Source organism: Novosphingobium sp. BL-S-34 (genome assembly GCF_056857015.1).
In genome coordinates this window covers 1,658,440-1,679,779 of sequence record NZ_CM166472.1, presented here as the reverse complement: position 1 = coordinate 1,679,779, position 21,340 = coordinate 1,658,440, and the positions used below count along the sequence as shown (strand labels likewise).

Annotated in this window: 22 protein-coding genes and 1 tRNA gene; 9 read left to right on the top strand and 14 right to left on the bottom strand. The window is 66.6% G+C overall.

The features are described from left to right. Window positions 1-170 precede the first annotated feature (170 nt). Window positions 171-671: a hypothetical protein gene (locus tag AC1VV3_RS07975; protein ID WP_482961493.1), complete on the top strand. Its 501-nt coding sequence runs from the start codon at window positions 171-173 to the stop codon at window positions 669-671. 104 nt (window positions 672-775) lie between these two features. Then, window positions 776-2,122 carry a TldD/PmbA family protein gene (locus AC1VV3_RS07970; RefSeq protein WP_132264797.1) on the top strand — a complete coding sequence of 449 codons (1,347 nt, stop codon included), beginning with the start codon at window positions 776-778 and terminating at the stop codon, window positions 2,120-2,122. Window positions 2,123-2,197: 75 nt separating this feature from the next. Here the strand turns inward: AC1VV3_RS07970 and AC1VV3_RS07965 are convergent, their stop codons facing one another. The 5 genes from AC1VV3_RS07965 to AC1VV3_RS07945 form a co-directional block, all read right to left on the bottom strand. Beyond that, window positions 2,198-4,696, bottom strand: a complete 2,499-nt coding sequence (locus AC1VV3_RS07965; RefSeq protein ID WP_482961492.1) for a mechanosensitive ion channel family protein — start codon at window positions 4,694-4,696, stop codon at window positions 2,198-2,200. After that, window positions 4,665-5,168, bottom strand: coding sequence for an META domain-containing protein (locus AC1VV3_RS07960; protein WP_482961491.1), 504 nt, complete (start codon window positions 5,166-5,168; stop codon window positions 4,665-4,667). The genes AC1VV3_RS07965 and AC1VV3_RS07960 overlap by 32 nt, the downstream gene beginning before the upstream one ends. A 342-nt stretch (window positions 5,169-5,510) precedes the next feature. Continuing rightward, window positions 5,511-7,961, bottom strand: a complete 2,451-nt coding sequence (locus tag AC1VV3_RS07955) for an outer membrane protein assembly factor BamB family protein (RefSeq protein ID WP_482961490.1) — start codon at window positions 7,959-7,961, stop codon at window positions 5,511-5,513. A 236-nt stretch (window positions 7,962-8,197) separates the two neighbouring features. After that, window positions 8,198-8,425, bottom strand: coding sequence for a DUF2171 domain-containing protein (locus AC1VV3_RS07950; protein ID WP_132264803.1), 228 nt, complete (start codon window positions 8,423-8,425; stop codon window positions 8,198-8,200). Between the two features lie 141 nt (window positions 8,426-8,566). Beyond that, entirely contained in the window at window positions 8,567-8,827 is a 261-nt protein-coding gene (locus AC1VV3_RS07945) for a DUF2171 domain-containing protein (protein ID WP_132264805.1), read from the bottom strand. A gap of 330 nt (window positions 8,828-9,157) precedes the next feature. On the opposite strand from AC1VV3_RS07945, the gene AC1VV3_RS07940 reads away from it, so the two are divergent. Continuing rightward, entirely contained in the window at window positions 9,158-10,210 is a 1,053-nt protein-coding gene (locus AC1VV3_RS07940; RefSeq protein WP_132264807.1) for a ribonucleotide-diphosphate reductase subunit beta, read from the top strand. 86 nt (window positions 10,211-10,296) lie between these two features. Here the strand turns inward: AC1VV3_RS07940 and AC1VV3_RS07935 are convergent, their stop codons facing one another. From AC1VV3_RS07935 to AC1VV3_RS07915, 5 genes are all read right to left on the bottom strand, one after another. Beyond that, complete coding sequence (locus tag AC1VV3_RS07935; protein ID WP_482961489.1) at window positions 10,297-10,812, bottom strand: thermonuclease family protein; 516 nt, start codon at window positions 10,810-10,812, stop codon at window positions 10,297-10,299. A gap of 16 nt (window positions 10,813-10,828) precedes the next feature. Next, complete coding sequence (locus tag AC1VV3_RS07930; protein WP_132264811.1) at window positions 10,829-11,176, bottom strand: hypothetical protein; 348 nt, start codon at window positions 11,174-11,176, stop codon at window positions 10,829-10,831. Between the two features lie 85 nt (window positions 11,177-11,261). Then, window positions 11,262-11,660, bottom strand: coding sequence for a DUF4870 family protein (locus tag AC1VV3_RS07925; RefSeq protein ID WP_442044986.1), 399 nt, complete (start codon window positions 11,658-11,660; stop codon window positions 11,262-11,264). Window positions 11,661-11,827: 167 nt separating this feature from the next. After that, window positions 11,828-12,040, bottom strand: a complete 213-nt coding sequence (locus AC1VV3_RS07920; protein ID WP_132264813.1) for a zinc-finger domain-containing protein — start codon at window positions 12,038-12,040, stop codon at window positions 11,828-11,830. 174 nt (window positions 12,041-12,214) lie between these two features. After that, window positions 12,215-12,784, bottom strand: coding sequence for an FMN-dependent NADH-azoreductase (locus AC1VV3_RS07915; RefSeq protein WP_134094643.1), 570 nt, complete (start codon window positions 12,782-12,784; stop codon window positions 12,215-12,217). Between the two features lie 120 nt (window positions 12,785-12,904). Here AC1VV3_RS07915 and AC1VV3_RS07910 point away from each other — a divergent pair, with 120 nt between their 5' ends. From AC1VV3_RS07910 to AC1VV3_RS07895, 4 genes are all read left to right on the top strand, one after another. After that, window positions 12,905-13,330 carry a winged helix-turn-helix transcriptional regulator gene (locus tag AC1VV3_RS07910; protein ID WP_134094642.1) on the top strand — a complete coding sequence of 142 codons (426 nt, stop codon included), beginning with the start codon at window positions 12,905-12,907 and terminating at the stop codon, window positions 13,328-13,330. Window positions 13,331-13,362: 32 nt separating this feature from the next. Then, window positions 13,363-13,611 carry a hypothetical protein gene (locus tag AC1VV3_RS07905; RefSeq protein WP_482961488.1) on the top strand — a complete coding sequence of 83 codons (249 nt, stop codon included), beginning with the start codon at window positions 13,363-13,365 and terminating at the stop codon, window positions 13,609-13,611. An 82-nt stretch (window positions 13,612-13,693) separates the two neighbouring features. Further along, window positions 13,694-14,641 carry an ABC transporter ATP-binding protein gene (locus AC1VV3_RS07900; protein ID WP_134094882.1) on the top strand — a complete coding sequence of 316 codons (948 nt, stop codon included), beginning with the start codon at window positions 13,694-13,696 and terminating at the stop codon, window positions 14,639-14,641. Between the two features lie 37 nt (window positions 14,642-14,678). Next, the gene (locus tag AC1VV3_RS07895; RefSeq protein ID WP_482962077.1) at window positions 14,679-15,011 is read left to right on the top strand and encodes a DMT family transporter; all 333 of its coding nucleotides are present in this window, start codon (window positions 14,679-14,681) and stop codon (window positions 15,009-15,011) included. Window positions 15,012-15,013: 2 nt separating this feature from the next. On the opposite strand, the gene AC1VV3_RS07890 is transcribed toward AC1VV3_RS07895, so the two are convergent. Next, window positions 15,014-15,196 carry a hypothetical protein gene (locus AC1VV3_RS07890; RefSeq protein ID WP_134094639.1) on the bottom strand — a complete coding sequence of 61 codons (183 nt, stop codon included), beginning with the start codon at window positions 15,194-15,196 and terminating at the stop codon, window positions 15,014-15,016. 257 nt (window positions 15,197-15,453) lie between these two features. On the opposite strand from AC1VV3_RS07890, the gene nadB reads away from it, so the two are divergent. After that, window positions 15,454-17,082: an L-aspartate oxidase gene (nadB, locus tag AC1VV3_RS07885; RefSeq protein WP_132264823.1), complete on the top strand. Its 1,629-nt coding sequence runs from the start codon at window positions 15,454-15,456 to the stop codon at window positions 17,080-17,082. Between the two features lie 123 nt (window positions 17,083-17,205). Here nadB and AC1VV3_RS07880 read toward each other — a convergent pair whose 3' ends face one another. Then, a complete protein-coding gene (locus AC1VV3_RS07880; protein ID WP_132264825.1) occupies window positions 17,206-18,678 on the bottom strand; it encodes a helicase HerA domain-containing protein in 1,473 nt (490 codons plus the stop codon). A gap of 180 nt (window positions 18,679-18,858) precedes the next feature. On the opposite strand from AC1VV3_RS07880, the gene AC1VV3_RS07875 reads away from it, so the two are divergent. Then, window positions 18,859-19,731 carry an NTP transferase domain-containing protein gene (locus AC1VV3_RS07875; protein ID WP_134094637.1) on the top strand — a complete coding sequence of 291 codons (873 nt, stop codon included), beginning with the start codon at window positions 18,859-18,861 and terminating at the stop codon, window positions 19,729-19,731. 188 nt (window positions 19,732-19,919) lie between these two features. Here AC1VV3_RS07875 and AC1VV3_RS07870 read toward each other — a convergent pair. Both AC1VV3_RS07870 and AC1VV3_RS07865 read right to left on the bottom strand, forming a co-directional pair. Continuing rightward, a tRNA-Leu gene (locus tag AC1VV3_RS07870) sits at window positions 19,920-20,006 on the bottom strand. 226 nt (window positions 20,007-20,232) lie between these two features. Next, window positions 20,233-21,180, bottom strand: a complete 948-nt coding sequence (locus tag AC1VV3_RS07865; RefSeq protein ID WP_482961487.1) for an MJ0042-type zinc finger domain-containing protein — start codon at window positions 21,178-21,180, stop codon at window positions 20,233-20,235. Window positions 21,181-21,340: the final 160 nt, after the last annotated feature.

The window sequence follows — 21,340 nt, the reverse complement described above, 5'->3', positions numbered from 1 at the left end:
CGGGCAATTCCCGGATATGGAGGCAAATGGCAGGTTTCCTGCATGGTTCGGCGCATTTGCGGAACCGGGCAAGATTGTTGCGGGTTGTAGGGTAAACTTGAAATCCACGCGCTCAAGTGATCTAGTGGGTTCCAGGATAGATCAAAGGTCGCAGACAAGACGGGACAACCATGATGGACAGGATCGGCAAACAAGATACGGCGCCTCGCACCGGGATCCTGCCCCGGAACCGACCCCTGGATGCGCGCGGTTCCCTGCCCGATCCGCTTGCCGCATCGCGCGGCGGCCATCTTCCCGACAAGCCCGTGACGCCCGAAGGCGGTTCCATGCACGACTGGTCGAAAACCGACTGGCGCCGCAAGATGAGCGACAACATCGCCTATGCCCTGCTGGTCTACACCGCATTGCAGATTTTCGTGACGGTGGGCGCGCTCAAGGCCCACGGCGAATCGCTGCTGCCCTATCTTGCGCTGGTGATCCTGGTGGTCGCGATCATTCCGGCCTGCCGCCGGTTCGAGGCGCGCTGGAACCGGCTGGACGACGAGCAGGCCCACGATCCCGCGCTGGGCCCTTATTTCCGCCGCGACCGCATACTCCTGTGGGTGCTCGCGATCGGGCTTCCTTTCGCGATCACCGGGCTGTTCAAGGGCCTTTCCCTGCTGACGGCGTGAACGATCCTCACGCGAGATTTGCGCTCGGCCGCCGCGGAGTTTAGGGCTGCGCTCCCCCTGTGCCGGTATCGCGCCGGTCTCGCAGGGCATGGAGACCCGAAGAGATGCTCAGCCCCCAGGAAGCGCTCGACCGCGCCCAGGACCTCGCCGACCGTGCACGCAAGGCCGGCGCCGATGCCGCCGACGCCGTGTTCGGCGCCAGTTCGTCTGAGGGGATCCAGGTGCGCCTGGGCAATCTGGAAGATGTCGAAAGGTCCGAAAGCGAGCATATTTCCCTGCGCGTCTTCGTCGGCAGGCGTTCGGCCAGCATCGGATCCTCCGATCTTTCCCCCCAGGCGCTCGACGAACTCGCCGCCCGCGCCCTGTCCATGGCCAAGGCAGCGCCCGAAGACGCTTTCGCGGGGCTGGCGCCTGAAGACCTGCTGACCCGCGCGCCCTGGCCCGAACTCGACCTGCTGGACCCGGCCGAGCCCAGCCCGCAGGCGCTGCGCGCCGCCGCGCTGGAGGCGGAGGAAGCCGCCCGCGCGATTGCCGGCGTTTCCAACTCCGATGGCGCCACCGCCAGCGCCGGCAGCGGTGTCTTCGCGCTCGCCACCAGCCATGGCTTTGCCGGCGCCTATGGCTCGACCAGCCACTCGGTCAGCGTGTCGATCGTGGCGGGAGAAGGTTCGGCCAAGCAGCGTGACTATGCCTGGCGCTCGGCACATCACCGCGAGGATCTGCCGCCGCCCGCCGAGATCGGCGCGCTGGCCGGCGAACGCGCCGTGGCCCGCCTCAATCCGGGGCGCATGGCCAGCGGGCCGATGCCGGTCGTCTTCGACCCGCGGGTGGGCGGCTCGCTGATCGGTCATCTCACGGGCGCCATTTCCGGCAGCGCCATCGCGCGCCGCTCCAGCTTCCTGCTCGACCGCCTGGAAGAGCAGATCTTCGCGCCGGGCATCGTCCTGGTGGAGGAACCCCACACGCGGCGCGGCCTGCGTTCGCGCCCGTTCGACGGCGAGGGACTGGCCACGCGGACGCGCAACCTGGTGGAAGACGGCCGCCTCACCGGCTGGCTGCTGGACAGCGCCTCGGCCCGCCAGCTCGGCCTTGCGCCGACCGGCCATGCCGCGCGCGGAGGCGGCGGGGCGCCGGGCGTCTCGGTGGGCAACCTGCATCTCCAGCCCGGCACGGCGACGCCGGAAGCGCTGATGGCGGACATCGAGGACGGGGTCTACATCACCGAACTGATCGGCCACGGCGTCAACGGCGTGACCGGCGATTACAGCCGGGGCGCTTCCGGCTTTCGCATCGTCGGCGGTCAGATTGCAGGACCGATCGCGGAGTTCACGGTGGCGGGCAACCTGCTGGCGATGTTCGCGGGCCTCAGCGCCGCCAACGACCTGGAATGGCACCGCGCCATCAACGTGCCGACCTTGCGCGTCGACGGGATGACCATCGCCGGAGATTGAGCGGGCCGCGGGGCGTTTTCCCGTCGCTGCGCGGTACTTTCCCGGCGCTGCGCAGCTGGCGCCCGTCGCGGCGGGCTAGGCGTCCCGATCCTTGCGGATGTGGATTTCGCGCTGGGGGAAGGGCATCTGGATGCCTTCCTTGCCGAACCGCTGGGCAATCGTGAAGCGGAGCTGCGAGGCGATCGCGGAACCATCCGTCGCATCGGGCACGAAGACGAGCAAGCGCAAGTTGACGGCGCTTTCCGCAAAGCCGTCCAGCGTCACCGTGGGTGCGGGCGATTGCAGCACGCCCGCATGGGTGGCGGCGATGTCGAGCAGGACGATGCGCACGTTCTCCAGGTCCGAGCCGTAGGCCACGTTCACCGGCACCACCACGCGGGCCAGAGCCGCGCCCAGGCTCAGGTTCTTGACGCTGCCGGTGATGAGCTGGGAATTGGGTATGATGATCTGGTGGCGGTCGAAGCTCTCCAGATGGGTGGACCGCACCGAGACCTTGCGCACGATGCCCGAGAAATTCCCGACCTCGATCCAGTCACCCTCGCGGATCGGCCGTTCGACCAGCAGGATGATCCCGCTCGTGAAGTTCTCGACGGTGGACTGGAGGCCGAAGCCCAGCCCCACCGAAAGCGCCCCGGCCACGAACGTCAGGCTCGACAGGTCCAGCCCGGTACTGGCGATGGCGAGCACGGTGGCGAGGACGACGCCGACATAGCCGATCATCGTCACGATCGAGGCCTGCGAGCCGCGGTCCAGCCCAAACTGCGGCAGCACCGTCAGGTCCAGCACGCGCTTGAGCCAGCGGGTGATCGCGTAACCGCCCAGGAAAACGAAGAAGAAGGTCAGCACGTCTCCGGCAGAAAGGTTGACGCGGCCGATGGTCACGCCGCTGCGTAGCGCCACGATGCCGTCGCCGATCTCGCGGCTGTTGTAGCCCCAGGTCACGGCCAGCAGCGGCAGCGTGCCGAGCGTGAGCAGCAGGCCCGTCACCATCGGGATGATGTGCAGGGTGCGGTGATAACGCTTGAGCCGGCCCTGGGCGAGCATGTCCAGCACGGCGGAGATCAGGCGGTGGAGGAAGATGGCGATGGCGATGATGGCGATGGAGGCAACGACGTCGGAAAAGATCTCGCGCGCGAGCACGATGTAGCCGATCGCGGCGGCGCTCACGCTGCCGATCACCAAGAGCTTCAGGACACGGCTGAAAGGGGCGGCGAAATCGAGGGCATCGCCAACGGTGTGCTTTTCGTGCGCCTCTTCCTGGCGGCCGTCGCGCAGCAGGTTGGCCAGGGTCCAGATCAACCAGCCTCCGCCGATCAGCAGCAGGGCGGAGATCAGGTCGATCACGGTGCCGGAGGCGAAGCCGCCCTGTTCCAGCCCCTCCACCACGGCCTCCAGCGCCATGACGATGCCGATCCAGCGGACGGTCGAGACGCCCTTGTCCACCAGTTCCGGCCGCAATTGCACCAGTCGCAGTTCCGTGAAGGGGGATCGCAGCGTGCTGCGGCCCAGCCAGTGGGCGATGGCGACCATCAGCGCCGCCAGCACCAGCAGCACGCTCAGCGTGACCAGCGCGGGCATGGCCATGAACGGCTTCAGGACGAGGACGAATGCACCGATGGTGCAGCCGATGCCGAAGAACAGCACGATCGCGCCGGTCACGTCCTCCAGCACGACGAGAGGCAGGCGGCTTGAAAGCTGCTGGCTGGTGGGAATGCGCTTTTCCAGCGCGCGGCTGCCCGCGCGCAAGGCCCAGGTGGAGGCGAACGGCCCAAGCAGCACCAGCGCCGCGGCGCCCAGCAGGCGGCCGACCAGGCCGCCGAAGCCTTCCCTGGCGTAGGCCGCGGCCACGTTGTGAGCCACCAGGCTCATGCCGCGCGACACGTCCCAGGCAAAATCCACCCACAGCCGCGGGTCCAGCACCGAGCGGGCCCGCTCCCCCTTGCGCAGGCGTTCGATGGTAGAGATCCGGTTGTCGAGATCGGTCACCAACGTTGCCGCGCGCGCCTGCGCCTCTCGGGCGCGCAGCACCGGAGCGAGCGCTACGGAGAGCTTTGCGTCCAGTGCCTTGCGCTGCTGGGTAATGGCCGAGGCCTCGGTCTTGCCGGTTTCGGGCAGCGGGCCGAGGGCATTGATCTGGGCCTGGATGATCCGCGCGTCCAGGTTGCTGCGATCGGCCAGTTCGCGCGCCAGGTCTCGGTCGGCGGCCAGACGGTCGCGCAGCAGGTTGAGCTTGTGCACTTCGTCGTAGTCGAAGCGGCTGGGGGGCTTGCGCAGAATGGCCTTGGCGCTGGCGGCATCGGCCTCGAAGCCGGCGGTGAGGGCGGGGTCGGAGGCGTCGTCGGCTTTGGGCGGCGGAGGGGGCGCGTCCTTCTGGCGCACGGCGGGGACGGCCGAGGCCAGCACTTCCGGGACGGAAGGGTGCTGCGGCGGCGCGGCACCGACGAGACAGCAGGCTGCGGCCAGCGCCATGCAGATGCGCGCCAACCAGGCTCGGCCCTGTCTGCGGTCGGTACCGAAAGTGCGGGATGTCACGCCGGGCGGCTCAGAGCGGCGCGAGTTCGAAGATGCCGCCATCCATCTTGAGGGCAAGGAACAAGTGGCCGCCGCGCAAAGTATAGCTGGCCACGTCGGGCAGGCGGGCGGCAAGGGTCTGGCCGATGTCCGGCTGTGGGCAGAGTGCGCGCGTGGAGGCGACCGGACCGATCGACAGGGTGCCGCCTTCGCCGCTGGGCGCCGCCGTGTAAGTGGCGCGCCCGCGATTGCAGTCCAGCTGCATCCCCAGCGCGCCATCGGCGGCGAACTCCAGGGTATAGGTCCGACCCTCGCCCGGCGTACTGGTGCCCTGGGCGTCATCCGAGGACTGGAACTGCACGAGCTTCCAGGAGGTGCCTGCCAGAACTGCGGGGCTGGCGGAAGGCGTGGGTGCCGGGCCTGCAGACGGCGGCGGGGCGCCGTCCGCCGCGCAGCCGGCGAGCGTGGCCAGCCCGGTCGCCAGGGCAAGGGCCAGGGCGGCGGTTGGGGCGGTAACGGCGGTAAACCTGTTCATTGCCTGGCTCCCGGTGCTGTTGCGGTCAGTTGTAAGGCCGATGTTCCAGCGAATGCCTAGACGGCCGACGAAGCGCTTGTAGTCGCGGGTCGGCACGTTGGAATCGATATGGGTATAGCCTGCAAAGCCATAAAACGAGAAGCGCTTGTCGATCGCGTGTTCCAGCCCGCCCGGAACGTCTTGCGGTTCGGGGGCGGCTGTTGATCGGAAACGTCCGTACCGATTCCCGTGCGTACCAAGGGTGCCGGCCCCGGAAGAAGGCTTACGAGAGCAGCGCGCGCCGCTCCGGGGCCTGTCGTTCCGCCCGCAAGAGCCAGGCCCTCCGCCCTTCGATGGCCCCGGCTACCGCGCCTGGGGGCGCGTGCCGGTGAGGGGGAAGCTGCCGAAGGGGCCGTTGGCGTTTTCGCCGCTGAGCTTGCCGTCGCGCACCGTGACGTCGTAGCTCACCGTGATCGGCATGGGCATCGAGGCCTTGCCCTGGAATTTCGCGCGGCCGTCCTTCACGCCCCCCGCGACTTCCACTGTGCCCTGGTCGGCGCTGACTTTGCCTGTCACCACATTGCCCGCCACCTTCAGGACCATGACCGCCTTCTGCGCGCCGACCGGGGTCTGGATCACGATGTTCCAGGTGCCCGCGAAGTCCTGCGGCTTTGCATGGCTGGCTTGCGCGGTCCTGGCCTTGTCCAGCAGCGCCTTCTGCTCGGCCGGGGCGGCCTGGGCCCTGGCGCGCAAGTAGAAGCGCATGGTTTCCAGTTCCTCGTCCGTGAAGGCGGGGAACGGCGGCATGCCGTTCATCTTGAGGGCACCTTCCTTCACCACCTGCCGGAACGTGGCCGCATCGGTGATGATCGGGGAATAGCGCAGGTCCGGCGCGGCGCCGCCGCCCACGGCGTTCCAGCCGTGGCAGACCAGGCAGGCGCGCGTGCCGAACAGCATGGCGCCGGCCTGGGCGCGGGCGAGGTCCGGCTTGAAGTCCGGATCGGTGGGCGGGACGAGGTCCGGCATGACGAAGGGCGGGATCGTGTCCTGGCCGTCCAGCGCGAAAGTGAGGACCCGGCGCGGCAGGCGATAGTCGGTACGGAAGGCGGCGTTGCCGGGCGAATTGATCCCCGCGCCGTTGCCCCCGCTGCCGGTGATGACGGTGACGTATTGCCGCCCGTTCATGCGATAGGTGATCGGTGCGCCCACGATCGGGCTTTCGGTCTTGAACGACCAGAGCTGCTTGCCGGTCCTGGCGTCCCGCGCCACGAACCTGCCGTCGATCTGGCCCTGGAACACCAGGCCGCCGGCACTGGCCATGACGCCGCCCGGCCAGTTGCCCGGCAGCTCCACTTCCCAGGCGAGCGACTGCGTGACGGGGTTCCAGGCGCGCAGGAAGCTCTTGTGGCTGCCCGGCAGTTCCACTTCGGGGATCAGCGTCACGCCCATGCCTGCCGTGATTTCGCCGCCGCCCTTCTGGCCGTCGCCGATGAGCGCGCCCTGTTCGATGACCGGGAGATAGACCAGCCCAGTGAGCGGACTGTAGGCCTGCGGCATCCAGGAGTGCGCCCCGGTAGGCCCGGGCCAGAGTTCGAACAGGCCGGGCTTGCCCGCATAGCGGATTCCGGGATTTTCCACCGGGCGTCCGGTCTTGCCGTCGATATGGTCGGCCCAGGTGACCTTGGCGATCTTCTGCGCCGAGATGAACTGGCCGGTCGCGCGGTCGATCACGTAGAAGAACCCGTTCTTCGGCGCCTGCATCAGCACCTTGCGGTCCTTGCCGTCGATCTTCAGCGTGGCCAGCGTCATGTCGGTGGTGGCGGTGCAGTCCCACTGCTCTGCAGGGCAGACCTGGTAGTGCCACTTGTAAGCGCCGGTCTTCACGTCCACCGCCACGATCGAGGCGAGGAACAGGTTGTCCCCGCCGCCGGGGCTGCGCTTCGCCTGATTATAGGGAAAGCCGTTGCCGATGCCGAGGTAGACGAGGCCGAGTTCGGCATCGTAGCTGAAGGCGTTCCAGGCCGTGCCACCGCCGCCGCGGCGCGTGCCGTCGGGGTTTGTCCAGCCGCCGGGCCAGGTCTTGCGCATGACCGCTTCGGCTTTTTCGTTCCCGGGCGTCACCGGGTCTCCCGGTGTGGTGTAGAACCGCCAGGCGAGCTTGCCGGTTCGCGCATCGTAGGCGGAGACGAAGCCGCGCGCCGGGCTGATGTCCGCACCGCCGAAGCCGACGATCACCTTGCCGCCGAACACGCGCGGGGCGCCGTTGGAATTGCGCGGGGAATCGTCCGGGAAGTCGTAAGTCTTCCAGACTTCCTTGCCGGTCCTTGCATCAAGGGAGATCACGTAGCCGTCGGTGGTGACGAGGAAGACGTGGCCCGTCCCGTTTTCGCCGGCCTCATAGGCGATGCCCTTGTTGCCCCAGGACATCTGGAGCGCCGAAGTCGCGCGCTCGCGCGTGCCGCCGTCGTATTCCCAGAGCTGCTTGCCGGTCACGGCATCCAGCGCGCGGATGTGGGAGTGGCCGGACGTAAGGAAAACCTTGCCCTCCGCCATGAGCGGCGTGCTGGCGGTATAGCCGGGTTCGAGGTCGAAGTGCCAGGCGAGCTTGAGCCGGCCTACCGTGTCGGTGTCGATCGCATCGAGCGGGGAATAATGGGCTTCGCTGCCGGTGCGGCCCCAGCTCGGCCATTCGTCCGGGTCCGTGACCATGGCCTGTTCGATCGGCTGGGCCGGCTTGTCGCAGCTGGTCAGGGCGAGCGGCAGCAGGGCCGCGATCAGGAGCCGCAGCGCGGCAGTGCTTGGGCGTGCAATCACGGCTCTTCCCCCGTTACCTGTTATTCTGGCCCGTCTTCTGTTCTTGTTGCACGGGCTATCAGCCGCGCGCAGGCTTGGGAAGAGTTGCTAGCCTTTGTGTATCATAACTTGCGCGCCCATCGCCCGAGCGAAGAGCGGCGGCAGACGCAGGAACCCCGGCCGTCCGGGGGCGGGAGGCCGGGGTTCCGTCGGGAAGCGAGCGGGCTTCCCTTATCCGTCATCGAGGGACGAAGGCGTCAGTTGGTGCCGGCGCCCATGGGGATCGGCGTGCCTTCCTTCAGGTAGACGCGGTTGTCCTCGATGCGGTCCACATTGTCGAAAGCGATGAAATGATGGGCGCCATCGGAACTGTCGGACCGGGTGAGCTTGAGCTGGTCGTCCTTGACCTCGTCGATGGTCCCGACATGCTTGCCGGTATAATCGGTGACTTCCATGTGCTCACGGATGCGAAGCTTCTCGAACATGAGGGGTTCTCCTGTGCGGGTGAGAGTATCTGCCTTTCTAACGGCCCGCTTCGGCGCTTCGTTCCGGCATTTGGTCCCGCAGGCAAAACGGCTCGTGCGAGGCTGTGGCAGGGCGGTTCAGGGTTTCCGCGCCCGGCGCGCTCAGGGCTCCGCCCCTAACCCGAAGGTGGCATCGCCGCGCGGGGAGAGGAGGATCCTGTCGCCGTCGACGCCGTCGATCTCCGACACCGCGATAAAGGACGAGCCTTCGCCTTCCAGCACCACTTCCTGCCCGTCGACATGATCGACCGTGCCGATCGCGCTGCCGTCCGCCGCGATCACCGTCATACCCTTTTTGACGACGCCCGATTCGGTGGGCCAGGAGGTCTGGACGGGGTCGAAGTCCGATGGTGAAGGGGGCATGGCTTATTCCTCCGTGAAGGGGGGGACGGGCTTGTCGATAAGGGAGAAAGCGCTGCAAACCGGCCCGGTTCCACGATTCGCCACTTACCGCTGGCCCACAAGCCCTTGCGTCCCCATATTGGTCAAGGCGCAAGATGTGCCTTTTTGCTGTGCAAACTTTTGCCAACCCGCTCCAAAAACGATCAAATTTGGGTATCGTGGCGGGCATCGGCCCCGGAGCTTGCTCCGGGCCTCCAAGATCATGCGCCGGGAAAGGCGCGAAAGGCCGCATATCGGCCTTTCGAATCGCCCGGCGCCCCATGCGAATCGAACCCCCGGAGTTGTCCGCCCATGTCCCTTCTCGAAGCCCGCAAGACCTACAAGCCCTTCGAATACCCCTGGGCTTACGACTTCTGGAAGACGCAGCAGCAGATCCACTGGCTGCCCGAGGAAGTGCCGCTGGGCGAGGATTGCCGCGACTGGGCGCAGAACATCTCGGAGCATGAGCGCAACCTGCTCACCCAGATCTTCCGCTTCTTCACCCAGGCCGACGTGGAAGTGCAGGACTGCTACCACGAGAAGTACGCGCGCGTCTTCAAGCCGACCGAGATCAAGATGATGCTCACCGCCTTCTCCAACATGGAGACGGTGCACATCGCCGCCTACTCGCACCTGCTCGACACCATCGGCATGCCCGAAAGCGAATACGGCATGTTCCTCGAATACGAGGAGCTGAAGGCGAAGCACGATTACCTGCAGAAGTTCGGCGTCGACAATGACGAGGACATCGCGCGCACGCTGGCCATGTTCGGCGGCTTCACCGAGGGCGTGCAGCTCTTCGCCAGCTTCGCGATGCTGATGAACTTCCCGCGCTTCAACAAGATGAAGGGCATGGGCCAGATCGTTTCGTGGTCCGTGCGCGACGAATCGCTGCACTGCGAGGGCATCACCCGCCTGTTCCACGCCTTCGTGCAGGAGCGTAACTGCCTGACCAAGGCCGTGAAGGACGACATCGCCGACCAGTGCCAGACCACGGTTCGCCTGGAAGACGCCTTCATCGACCTGGCCTTCGAGATGGGTCCGGTCCCCGGCATGACCGCCAAGGACATCAAGAAGTACATCCGCTACATCGCCGACTGGCGCCTCAGCCAGCTGGGCCTGAACCCGATCTACCTGATCGAGGATCACCCGCTGCCCTGGCTTCAGCCGCTGCTGAACGGCGTGGAGCACGCGAACTTCTTCGAAACCCGCTCGACGGAATATTCGAAGGGCGCGACGCGCGGCAACTGGAACGACGTGTGGTCGAACTTCGATTCGCGCCGCAAGGTGAAGGCCAACGACGAAGTGCTCGTGGCCGACGGTACCGAACCCGACATGTTCGGTGCGACCGAAGCGGCCGAATAAGCCGGTTCACGAGAAACAGGAAAGGGCCCGGGAGCAGCGCTTCCGGGCCCTTTTCCATGCCGGTCCGTTTCCTGGCGGTGTGCCGATCAGCACCAGCTGCGGCGATGCCCCTGCCACTGCTCCGCCAGGCCTTCTTCCACCAGCGTCGCGCCCAGGCTGCGGCCTTTGCGGGTGACGATGCGCAGGGCGCGGCCGTAGCGGTCCTTGTCGCGGCCATCGCCGCCGGGCTGAAGCGTGAAGGGACCGGCGTTCAGCAGGGCGATCAGGCGGCGCGTCGCCTCCGCACCGAGTTGCGCCTCGTCGCGGCACTCGGGCGTGCTGGTTTCGGGGGTGTTGATGTCGGCGATGCGGATCTTGGTGCCCTGGTACCAGAAGGTGTCGCCATCGACGACGCAGGTCTTGCGCACCGGACCCGAGCAATGGGCGAAGCGCGCGGTCTCGGTATCGGGCGCGGCGGGAAACAGGCTGCCACCCAGCGTGGGCGCGCCGCTGCGCTGGTCGTGCCAGAGATAGAGCCCGGCCACCAGAACGAGGGGCAGCAGCAGCCAGATCGAAGCCGGGTGCCAGCGCCGGTGCGAGGGCCGGCGGTAAGGTCTTGGCATGGGGGAAGAAGCGTCCTCAGGTTCCGTATTCGCGCGCATCTGGGGCGTCGAATTCGCCCCGGCAAGTGCGAATCAGCCTGTCCAGCTCATGATGGTGGAAAGCGCGCAGGAGACGGAAGCCCAGCGTGCCGTTGCCGCTCCAGCGCACCCGCGCCTCGAACGGCTCCGCGCCATCCGGGGCGATGAGCAGCACTTCGCCGTTCTCGATGGGGTCCGGCAGCAGGTCGGCAGGCATGACGCAGCCGATCCGGCAGCCTTCCTGCGACACTTCCACAAGAAGCCCGGTGCCGATCCGGCGTGACCCACGCAGGATGCTCGCTTCGCGGCGAAGGGCATAGCGCTGATGCGCACGTATTCTGAGCATGTTCACAGGCAGTCGCCCCCCGGCATCCCTCTAAACGATATATGGCGTATCATTCTTATCATTCGGTTACCGACGCCGGCGGCGTTCAGATCCACAAAGTCGATGGATCGGGCATGGGTTCGTGCTTCTGTGCATTGAGCAGGCTCATCACGCTGCGTACGATCACCAGCACGGCCACGGCCATGAGCACCAGGGCGCCGATCACCACGACCAGGAGCAGCACGCCCAGGACCGAGCCGACGAGGCCGATCCAGAATGTGTTGATCTGGTACTGGTAATGCGATCGTTCCCAACCGCCCCCGGCTTCTCCGCGCCAGACGTAGGCAAGGACGACGCCCACGATCGCCGTGACGCCGGTGATGCAGGACGCCAGGTAGAGCAGGCTGATGATCGTGGGGTGATTGAATTCGAAGCCGGGAGTCGTGCCGGGACCCCGTTCGGTATCCGGGCCGGAATTCGCCTTCATGCGGTCCAGGTCGTCCATGGCTTTCCTCCATGCTGTTCCCGGACCGGGATGCTGCCCGGTTTATGACAAGCGTGCAAGACTTGGATTTTCCCGCGTTCCCCGGCTGGGAGGACGCAGGTAGCTGGAAGAGGAAGGCAGGATCGGGCGCCGGGCCGCCATGGGCCCGGTCGCGCCCGGAATGCGGATCAGGCTGCGCGCTGGTCGGCGGGGCCGTTCTTCAGGACGAAATGGCGGTCGCAATAGCCGCAGTCGACATAGCCCTTCTCGTCGATCTCCAGCCACACGCGCGGGTGGCCGAGGGCGGCGGGCACATAGTTGCCGGCGGCGCGGATGTCGGTGGCCCCGTCGCAGGAAACGCGGTGGGAATCGGTGTAGACGGTTTCGGGCTGCGTGCTCATGGATCGGCCGATTACCAAGCCTTCACGGGAATTTCCAGCGAGTCTTTGCTTAGTAGGCTCATCACTTCCGAATGGCTTGCGGCACCGGCCCGGGTCAAACCCGGGCCGGTGCCGCTCAAAAACGGGCGGGCGCCCGTTTGTGCCCGACTGCGCGGCCGGAAGATGCCTTGGATGTCAGGCCGGGACAGCCAGGGTGCCTGCTTCGGCAAGGGCGTCGGCAAGCGCCTTTTCGCGAACGTCGGGGCCGATGGCGATGCCTTCGGCGAGCACGAAGATGGGATCGGTGATGCCGATGAAGCCCAGGACCGCGCGCAGATAGCTCTCGGCATGCTCGACCGCGGCGCCGGGCTGGCCTTCGCCGTAGTAGCCGCCGCGCGAAAGGGCGATGTAGACCTTCTTGCCGCCGGCCAGGCCCTGCGGACCTTCGGCAGTATACTGGAAGGTCTTGCCGGCCACGAGCACGCGGTCGAACCAGGCCTTGAGCTGGCTGGGAATGGTGAAGTTGTACATGCCCGCACCGATCACGACCACGTCGGCAGCCAGGAATTCGGCCAGCTCGGGCGTGCCTTCAGGATTGCCGAGCACGTCGAGGGTGAGGTGCGGCAGGGCCTCGGCGGCGAGATCGCGGTAGGAAACCTCCAGCGAGGGATCGGCCTTGGTCAGCGAGGCGGTGATCGCGGCCGAAACGGCGCGGCTGACGGAATTTTCGCCGAGGATGCTGGAATCGAGGTGGAGAAGCTTCATGACGTTTGGCCTTTCTGGAAGGGCAGTCTGGAAAATGGCGTTGGTCTGGAATAATGACTGGCTCTAGCTATGTTGCACTGCGAAGAACGCCAAGAGCGCATTTTTTCAGGACCAGGTACCATGAAGATGACTACCCTTGAGAAGCCGGTTCCCGCAGCGCCGGTCTCTGCCGCCGCGCCGGACATGGTGCATTCCGCCGGCGCCTGCCGGGTGATCGGGGATATCCTCAGCCGGGTGGGGGACAAGTGGTCGATGCTGGTGGTCATGACGCTGCTGGAAGGCGATCGTCATTTCAACGAATTGAAGCGCGCGATCGACGGCATCTCGCAGCAGATGCTCTCGCGCACATTGCGGGCGCTGGAGCGCGACGGGCTGGTGCTGCGCACCGTTCATCCCAGCGTACCCGTGCGCGTCGAATATGCGCTCAGCGACCTCGGCCGCTCGCTTTCGCTGCCGGTGAAGGAACTGGGAGCCTGGGCCTTCGCCAACCGTCCGGCGATCGAGGCGAGCCGCAACTTCTTCGATAGCCGCAGCGCGGACAGCTGATCCGCGCCGAGGGGACAGGACAAGGGGGCACCATGGAAGCGGTCGTGGTCCTGGGCACGGCGCTGGTTCTGCTGATCGCCATGCCGGCGCTGATCGGCCGGATGATGCGGCGCGCGCGGCGCAAGCGCCAGGACCGTGCGATCGGTATGGGGTTCGAAGGTGCTTTCGATGTTTTCGATCCCGCCCGGGGCCGCGCCTTGCAGACGATCCGGCAGCACCAGGAAATCGGCGAGGCGGACGAGGGCAACCAGGGCGAACTGATCGACCCGCCCCGGCACTGAGCGGCCGTTTTTCGGAACTTGAAGGGCCGGGGAGCGCATGCCGGGCCTTTACTGGGACGCCGTCCTGCCCCACATGCGGGCCATGACCAGCACGACGTCCGCCGCCATCTCGATCCGCGACCTCAAGAAGCGCTACGCCCCCGCCGGAAGCGGAGAGGGCAAGCTGGCGCTCAAGGGCGTATCCTTCGACGTTCCGGAAGGCGGGATCTTCGGGCTGCTCGGCCCGAACGGCGCGGGCAAGTCCACGCTGATCAACATCATGGCGGGGCTCGTGCGTAAGACCTCGGGCTCCATCGATATCTGGGGCTTCGATATCGACAGGAACCAGCGCAACGCCAAGCGCTCGATCGGCATCGTCCCGCAGGAAATCGTGTTCGACCCGTTCTTCACGCCGTTCGAGGTGCTGGAGAACCAGGCCGGGCTCTATGGCATCACCAAAGTGCTGCGCCGCTCGGAAGAGCTGCTGCGCGCGGTGCACTTGTCCGACAAGCGCGACGCCTATGCCCGCACGCTTTCGGGGGGCATGAAGCGCCGTCTGCTGATCGCCAAGGCGCTGGTCCATCAGCCGCCGGTGCTGGTGCTCGACGAGCCGACCGCCGGCGTGGACGTGGAACTGCGCCGCCAGCTTTGGGAACTGGTGAGCGAACTTAACCGCGAAGGCGCGACCATCGTGCTCACCACGCATTACCTCGAAGAGGCCGAGGAACTGTGCGACCGGATCGCCATCATCAATCACGGCGAACTGATCGCCAACAAGCCGACCCGCGAACTGGTGGGCATGGCACGCGAGAAGATCCTGGTGCTGACGCTGGACCGCGACGTTTCGGCGCTGCCCAGCCACCCCGGCTTCCTCAAGTGCGAGATGACCGGGGAGCGCGTTCTCCAGATCACTTACGACAAGGACCGCAGCAACGCGGGCGAGATCCTTTCGGCCGTACAGGCGCAGGGCTTCGCCATCATCGACGTGACCACGCGCGAGGCGGACCTGGAGGACGTCTTCGTCAGCCTCACCAGTTCGGTCGCAGCGTGATCGCGCCGCCGGTAGGGTGCTGCCGTCAGGGATCGGCCTGGTGAGCTACCTCTACCTGGCGATTGCCATCGTCGCCGAAGTGATCGCCACGTCGTTTCTCAAGCAGTCGAACGGGTTCACCCGGCTGGTGCCGACGCTGATCATGGTGGCGGGCTATATGGTGGCGTTCTATTGCCTGTCGCTGGCGCTGCGCGGCATGCCGACCGGCGTGGCCTATGCGATCTGGTCCGGCGCGGGGATCGTGCTGATTGCCGGGATCGCGTGGATATTCCAGGGGCAGAAGCTGGACTTGCCCGCGATCCTGGGCATGGCGCTGATCATTGCCGGGGTGATCGTGATGAACCTTTTTTCCCGGGCCGCAGCACACTGACCTCAGGCGCGGCCTTCGGGGAATTCCTTCCAGACCCTGTGTGCATGGCGGCGGATCGTCCGGCTGCAGAGGCTGCAGATCGCCGCGTAATGCGTGCCGTCCCAATGCACGGAATCGCGGTCCGGCGCATGCCGGTCGAAATGGCAGAACATGGTCTGGAGGGGGTGTCGGTAAAAGGCAGTCATCCCGGCATGCTCCCTGCAGAAGCTTCTTGAAGAATGCGGGTCCGAAAAACGCGGGCCCGAAGAAGCTGACCTTGAAGAAGTCGGTCGAGAAACGGTCCGGCTTTCTCTGCGCGGGCCGGTTTGGGGCGATGTTACCCTCTTAATGAATATCCGGCGAGTTTAGAGACTGTAACGCTGCACTGCAACATGATTGCGGGCGGGCTTGGCGGGCAAAGCTAAATATTGCGTGACGCGCCCAGTCCCGGCATGGAGCCGGAATGGTTACGAATATTGATCCCGTCCCCGCGCAAGACCCTTCCCCGTCCGATTGGCCGCAACACGATGTGATCGTGATCGGCTCCGGCGCGGCCGGGCTGACCGCGGCGCTGGAACTGGCCGACAAGCTGAAGGTCCTGGTCCTGGCCAAGGGCGGGCTGACCGGCGGCTCCACGGCCTGGGCGCAAGGCGGGATCGCCGCGGTGCTCGATGCGGGCGATACGTTCGACGAACATATCGAGGATACCATGGTGGCCGGCGCGGGCCTCAACCGGCGCGAAACGGTGGAGTTCGTGATCGAGCGCGCGCCCCATGCCATCGAGCGGCTGGTCGAACTGGGCGTGCCGTTCAACACCGAGGGCAGCGAGCTTCACCTCACGCGCGAGGGCGGCCATTCGCATCGCCGCATCGTCCATGTCGCCGATGCCACCGGCTGGGCGGTGCAGAGCGCCTTGCTCAAGGCCGCGGAAGACCATCCCAACATCACGCTGCTGCCCGGGCAGTCGTGCATCGACCTGATCACCGGCCGGCACGAACTGCGTTATTCGGGTTCGGGGCGGGTCTGGGGTGTCTACGCGCTCGACGAGAAATCCGGCCGGGTCGCGGCGCATACCGCCCGCGCGACGATCCTGGCGACAGGCGGCGCGGGACGCGTGTACCAGTTCTCCACGGCGCCGCGCGGGGCCACGGGTGACGGCATCGCCATGGCCTGGCGCGCGGGTGCGCGCGTCTCCAACATGGAGATGATGCAGTTCCACCCGACCTGCCTCTACAATCTGGAGGTCAAGAACTTCCTCATCACTGAGGCCGTGCGCGGGGAGGGCGGGCACTTGCTCCACCCGGTCACCGGCCACCGCTTCATGCCCGACTACGACGAGCGCGCCGAACTGGCCCCGCGCGATGTCGTGGCCCGCGCCATCGACGACCAGATCAAGCGCTCCGGGCTGGACTACGTTCACCTCGATATCAGCCACCAGCCCGAGGAATTCATCCGCGAGCACTTCCCGAACATCTACGAGAAGCTGCTGGGCCTGGGCATCGACATGACGAAGGAGCCGATCCCGGTCGTGCCCGCCCAGCACTACACCTGCGGCGGCGTGCTGATCGACCTTGATGGCAAGACCGACCTGCCGGGTCTCTATGCGGCGGGCGAATGCACCGAGAGCGGGCTTCACGGCGCCAACCGGCTTGCGTCCAATTCGCTGCTCGAATGCTTCGTCTTCGGCGAATCCTGCGCGGCCCATATCCTGGACCACTGGGACGCGTTCGACAGTCCGCCCCCCGTCCGCGCCTGGGACGAAAGCCGGGTGATCGATTCCGACGAGGAAGTCGTCATCAAGCAGAACTGGACGGAAATCCGCCGGTTCATGTGGAACTATGTCGGCATCGTGCGCACCACCAAGCGGCTGGAACGCGCCATGCACCGCATCCAGATGCTCAACGGCGAGGTCGAGGAATACTACCGCCACTTCCGCGTCTCGACCGACCTGATCGAGCTGCGCAACCTGCTTCAGACGGCGGAACTCATTGTCCGCTCGGCGCTGCACCGGCACGAGAGCCGGGGGCTTCACTTCACGCTGGACTATCCCCGGGCCGAGGCCGAGCCACACGATACCGTGCTGGTGCCCTGAAGCGGCAATTCCGGCATGCCATGACCGCGGGTCAGGACGAGAAAGCGTCTCCGAAACGAGCCGGCCAACGCCGTTTTTTCGCGGAGCAAGGGACCGGCACCTCCTGCAGGAGGTCCCGGAACTTCAGCCCTCGACAGGTGCCGTCGTGACGCCAAGATCGGGCAGGCCTACCGAGCGCTTGCCGGAGAAGTCCGTGCGGACGACGATCAGCCCATCCTTCTCCAGGTAGTCGAGCAGGCGCGCGACGCGGCGGGGGCTGCTGGTGCCGTAGATCCGGGCCAGGGTCATGTCATCCGGGCAGGGCAGCCCGTCCATCGCGGCGCGGGCGATCATGTAGAACGGCGCCAGCGCATCGTCGGGGACGTGCTTGGCCAGGTTCACGAGATCGAACCAGCGCTCGTCGTCGGGATCTTCGATACCGGCCATGGCGGCTGCGAAGCCGCGGCGGAACATCGTGGCGTCCACCCCGCGCACCGAGATGCCCTTCATGCGGCAGCGGATCGTGAAGTCCTGGAACAGCGTGGTCGAGGACTGGAACGTGCATTCCGGGTCCTGGGCCATGGTGTTGAGGATTTCGAGCATCGCCGCGCGGTTTTCCTCGGGCTCGGGTTCTGGGCGTTCGAGGCGCGGGGGCGCCGCGGCGGATGCCGGCTGGCCATGGGCGATCGTTTCGCTCAACGCGTCGACGTCCACTGCCGGGCGCGGTGCGGGGCGGGCGAATTCGGGGCGGTCCGGCTCGACGTGCAGATTGTCGTGCAGCAGTTCGCGCAGCTCGTCGGTCGAGGCGGTGGGCAGCGGCATCAAGCCGGGGGTGACCGACTTCGCGCCGGTCAGCACGGAGCCGATGTTGACCGCCACCGGGCGGCGGCTGATCGCCGGGCCGAGGCCGAGGAACTGGCCGCGTGCGAGGTCGCGGATCGATTCCGCCTGGCGCCGTTCCATGCCCAGCAGGTCGGCCGCGCGCACCATGTCGATGTCGAGGAACGTGCGTCCCATCAGGAAGTTCGAGGCTTCGGCCGCCACATTCTTGGCCAGCTTGGCGAGGCGCTGGGTGGCGATAACGCCGGCCAGGCCGCGCTTGCGTCCGCGGCACATGAGGTTGGTCATGGCCGCCAGGCTGACCCGGCGCGCTTCTTCGGAAACTTCGCCGGCAGCGGCCGGCGCGAACATCTGCGCTTCATCCACCACCACCAGCGCGGGATACCACTGCTCGCGCGGGGCATCGAACATGGCATTGAGGAACTGCGCGGCGCACTTCATCTGCTGGTCGATTTCCAGCTCGTCCAGCGCCAGGACGACAGAGGCGCGGTGCTCGCGGATGCGTGCGCCGAGGCGGACGATCTCGCTTTCGGCATAAGCGGCGCCGTCGATCACGACATGGCCGAATTCCTCCGCAAGGCTGACGAAGTCACCTTCCGGGTCGATCACCACCTGCTGCACGACCGAGGCGCTCTCTTCGAGCAGGCGGCGCAGCAGATGCGACTTGCCGGACCCGGAATTGCCCTGCACCAGCAGGCGGGTCGCGAGTAGTTCCTTGATGTCGATCTCGATCGACTCGCCCTGCGGGGTCTGGCCGATCACGATATTGGCGCTCACGTCTGCTGCCTTGGGCAAGCGGGCGGCGAGAGGCAAGCCGAAGCGGGCGCGTTATCCATAGCTTGAACATGCGGCGGCCGATCCGCCTGCGAGAATCGCGGAGTTCTGCGCCCGGCGCGCGGCAGGGCGGTGGCCGAAGTCACGGCGCTGTCACAAGTACGGGGCATAGCGTCAGGGATCATGACTCCTCCGGTTTCTCCCGATATCGACGACATCGAACACCCACCCCTCCGCCTGGTCGTCCTGGCCGGTCATGGGCTGGGCCCGGCGGGCGTCGACCCTCTGGCGGAACGCTTCGGAGAGAAGCACCGCTGCCTGATCCCATTGGCGGGTCGGCCGCTGATCGCCCATGTGCTGCAGACCGCCGCGCAGCATCCGCGCGTCGCCAGCCTGGCCGTCTGCGTCGAGCGTGAGGCGTTCGATCCGATCTGGGACGTGCTCACCCGCCTGCCGGGCCGGGGCACCATTGCGCTGGTCGAAGCGAAAGAGGACATCGCCGAAAGCGTGCGCGCCGCGGCGGAAGACTGGGACGGGCCGCTGCTCGTCACCACGGCCGATCATGCGCTGCTCAGCCCGGAATCGATCGATGCCATGGCCGACATGCTGGAGGGCTGCGACGTGACGTTCGCGCTTGCCCGGCGTGATGCGGTGGAGGCAGCGCATCCCAGCGCCTTGCGCAACTATATCGCGCTGCGCGACGGCGAGTTCGCGACATGCGATCTCTACGGCATGGCGGGGGCCCGCTTCGTGGATGCCGTGGACGTGTTTCGCGGCGCCCGCATCGGCGGACGGGAAAGCGCACGCATCCTGCGGGCGATCGGCCTGGTGGGGCTGGTGATGATCAAGTTGGGCATGGAATCGCTGTCCGGCGCCGTCGTGCGCGCGTCGCGCCGCATGGGCCTGCGGGTGCGCGCCGTCATCATGGCCGACGGTACCCAGGCCATCGATGTCGACAACGACCGGACTTACGCGATCGTGCGCGACCTGCTGGGCGACAGCACGCCTGTCTCTCCCGACGAACTCGGCAAAGGCGTGGCGCGCGCCGTCGCCTGAGGCATCCTGCTGCACTGAGGGCAGCGGCGCCGCGATCTGCTTATAGAGATGGAAATGGAAGCCTGGACGGGCAGTCCGCCATGTCGGCTGCGCGGCTGGCGAGGCGACGATTCTCAGGAGCCCAAACGACTTTCGGGCCCCCTTGCGGGGGCCCGAAGGCTTTGTCCAATCTTGATCTACAAGAGTGATGGTGCGGTCAAGAAGACTCGAACTTCCACGGGCTTTCGCCCACAACGACCTCAACGTTGCGCGTCTACCAATTCCGCCATGACCGCTAAATCACCGGGGGGCTTCGAAGCCGCCCCTTGGCAGGAGCGCGCCACTAGCAAAGGGTTCCGAACCCGGCAAGTGGCTTCCGCCAATTATTTTCAAAAAGATCGAATTATTTTGCAGGTCACCGATTTTGTGGCGGATTCGCGTGACCATGCAGAAACGCGCCCAGGCCTTGCGCCCGGGCGCGCTGTAAAGCCGGCAGCGGAGTGCCGGCCGATGCTGCGGAAATTATTCGGGCTTCCAGCCGATTTCGGCGGCGGCGGCGGCCTTGGGAATGTCCGTCAGGGCCTCGTTGACGGTGATCGCTTCTCCGGGGGCCAGCTTCCGCTTGGAAGGGACCACTTCCTTTTCGTAGACGATGCGGTCCCGCTTGTCGCGCAGCACCACCAGCAGGGAGGGCACGTTGCGGGCCACGCTGCCGATATTGCTGATCGTGCCGCTGACCGAGAAGAACTCGGTGCCGTCGGGCAGGGGCTTGCGGTCCTGCCGCTTGCGCGGAAAGTCCAGCTGGAGATCGGGCTGGGCCTGCGAAAAGGTCTGGTGCGGGATCGGCAGCCAGTCCGGCAGGCCGCCCCAGGCCACTGCGCCCGTCAGCCCCAGGGCGACGACGGCAAAGAGCGCCGAGCCGAACGTGGCGATCCGCGTCCAGTTGCGGCGCGGGCGGAACGGCGGGGCGAAGTCGAAGCTGGAATGGCCCTCGTCCGCATAGTGGACGGCGGTGGTGTCGTCGTAGACCGCGCCGGACTTGCGGGTGCTCCGCTCGCTGTCGCCGGCAACGGCGGCGGGCGGCGATACCGGTTCGGTTTCGCGGGAAGCCTCGCCCTGGGGGCTTGCCGATGTGGGGGCCGGTGCCGGTTCCGGCGCGGCTTGGGCGGCGGTGCGGCCCGGAACGCGGATCGCTTCGCGCGGCGCGGCCGGCTGCACGGGCACGGCGGGAGCCGGCTGCGCGGCGGGAGTCGGTCGCGCGGCAACAGGCGCGGGTTCCGCGGGCCAGGTTTCCGCGGGCGGCTGCTCAACTGGCCGTGGTTCGGCGGGGCGGGGCTCTGCCGCGTAAGTCGGCGCGTCCTGAACCGGGGCGGGTTCGGCTGCAGCCTCGGGGCCTTCCTGGAACCAGCTGTGGCGGCACTTGGCGCAGCGTACCGTGCGGCCGTCGATGCCGATCGCGCTGTCCGGCACGGCATATCGTGTAGAGCAAGCTGGGCAGGCAATGATCATGATAACAAGCTAAAGCACGAGTGACTCTCTTACGACAAGGCATCGACCTGTGGGCACAAGCCGGAACGCCCTTTTTTCCACATTCAATGCTCGCTATAGCGCATCGGGTCGCCCGTTCGGA

Bases quoted from the DNA above. Each gene is read 5' to 3' on its own strand.
- AC1VV3_RS07975 (WP_482961493.1), top strand. From the start codon at position 171: ATGATGGACAGGATCGGCAAACAAGATACGGCGCCTCGCACCGGGATC.
- AC1VV3_RS07970 (WP_132264797.1), top strand. From the start codon at position 776: ATGCTCAGCCCCCAGGAAGCGCTCGACCGCGCCCAGGACCTCGCCGAC.
- AC1VV3_RS07965 (WP_482961492.1), bottom strand. From the start codon at position 4,696: ATGGCGGCATCTTCGAACTCGCGCCGCTCTGAGCCGCCCGGCGTGACA.
- AC1VV3_RS07960 (WP_482961491.1), bottom strand. From the start codon at position 5,168: ATGAACAGGTTTACCGCCGTTACCGCCCCAACCGCCGCCCTGGCCCTT.
- AC1VV3_RS07950 (WP_132264803.1), bottom strand. From the start codon at position 8,425: ATGTTCGAGAAGCTTCGCATCCGTGAGCACATGGAAGTCACCGATTAT.
- AC1VV3_RS07945 (WP_132264805.1), bottom strand. From the start codon at position 8,827: ATGCCCCCTTCACCATCGGACTTCGACCCCGTCCAGACCTCCTGGCCC.
- AC1VV3_RS07940 (WP_132264807.1), top strand. From the start codon at position 9,158: ATGTCCCTTCTCGAAGCCCGCAAGACCTACAAGCCCTTCGAATACCCC.
- AC1VV3_RS07935 (WP_482961489.1), bottom strand. From the start codon at position 10,812: ATGCCAAGACCTTACCGCCGGCCCTCGCACCGGCGCTGGCACCCGGCT.
- AC1VV3_RS07930 (WP_132264811.1), bottom strand. From the start codon at position 11,176: ATGCTCAGAATACGTGCGCATCAGCGCTATGCCCTTCGCCGCGAAGCG.
- AC1VV3_RS07925 (WP_442044986.1), bottom strand. From the start codon at position 11,660: ATGGACGACCTGGACCGCATGAAGGCGAATTCCGGCCCGGATACCGAA.
- AC1VV3_RS07920 (WP_132264813.1), bottom strand. From the start codon at position 12,040: ATGAGCACGCAGCCCGAAACCGTCTACACCGATTCCCACCGCGTTTCC.
- AC1VV3_RS07915 (WP_134094643.1), bottom strand. From the start codon at position 12,784: ATGAAGCTTCTCCACCTCGATTCCAGCATCCTCGGCGAAAATTCCGTC.
- AC1VV3_RS07910 (WP_134094642.1), top strand. From the start codon at position 12,905: ATGAAGATGACTACCCTTGAGAAGCCGGTTCCCGCAGCGCCGGTCTCT.
- AC1VV3_RS07905 (WP_482961488.1), top strand. From the start codon at position 13,363: ATGGAAGCGGTCGTGGTCCTGGGCACGGCGCTGGTTCTGCTGATCGCC.
- AC1VV3_RS07900 (WP_134094882.1), top strand. From the start codon at position 13,694: ATGACCAGCACGACGTCCGCCGCCATCTCGATCCGCGACCTCAAGAAG.
- AC1VV3_RS07890 (WP_134094639.1), bottom strand. From the start codon at position 15,196: ATGACTGCCTTTTACCGACACCCCCTCCAGACCATGTTCTGCCATTTC.
- nadB (WP_132264823.1), top strand. From the start codon at position 15,454: ATGGTTACGAATATTGATCCCGTCCCCGCGCAAGACCCTTCCCCGTCC.
- AC1VV3_RS07875 (WP_134094637.1), top strand. From the start codon at position 18,859: ATGACTCCTCCGGTTTCTCCCGATATCGACGACATCGAACACCCACCC.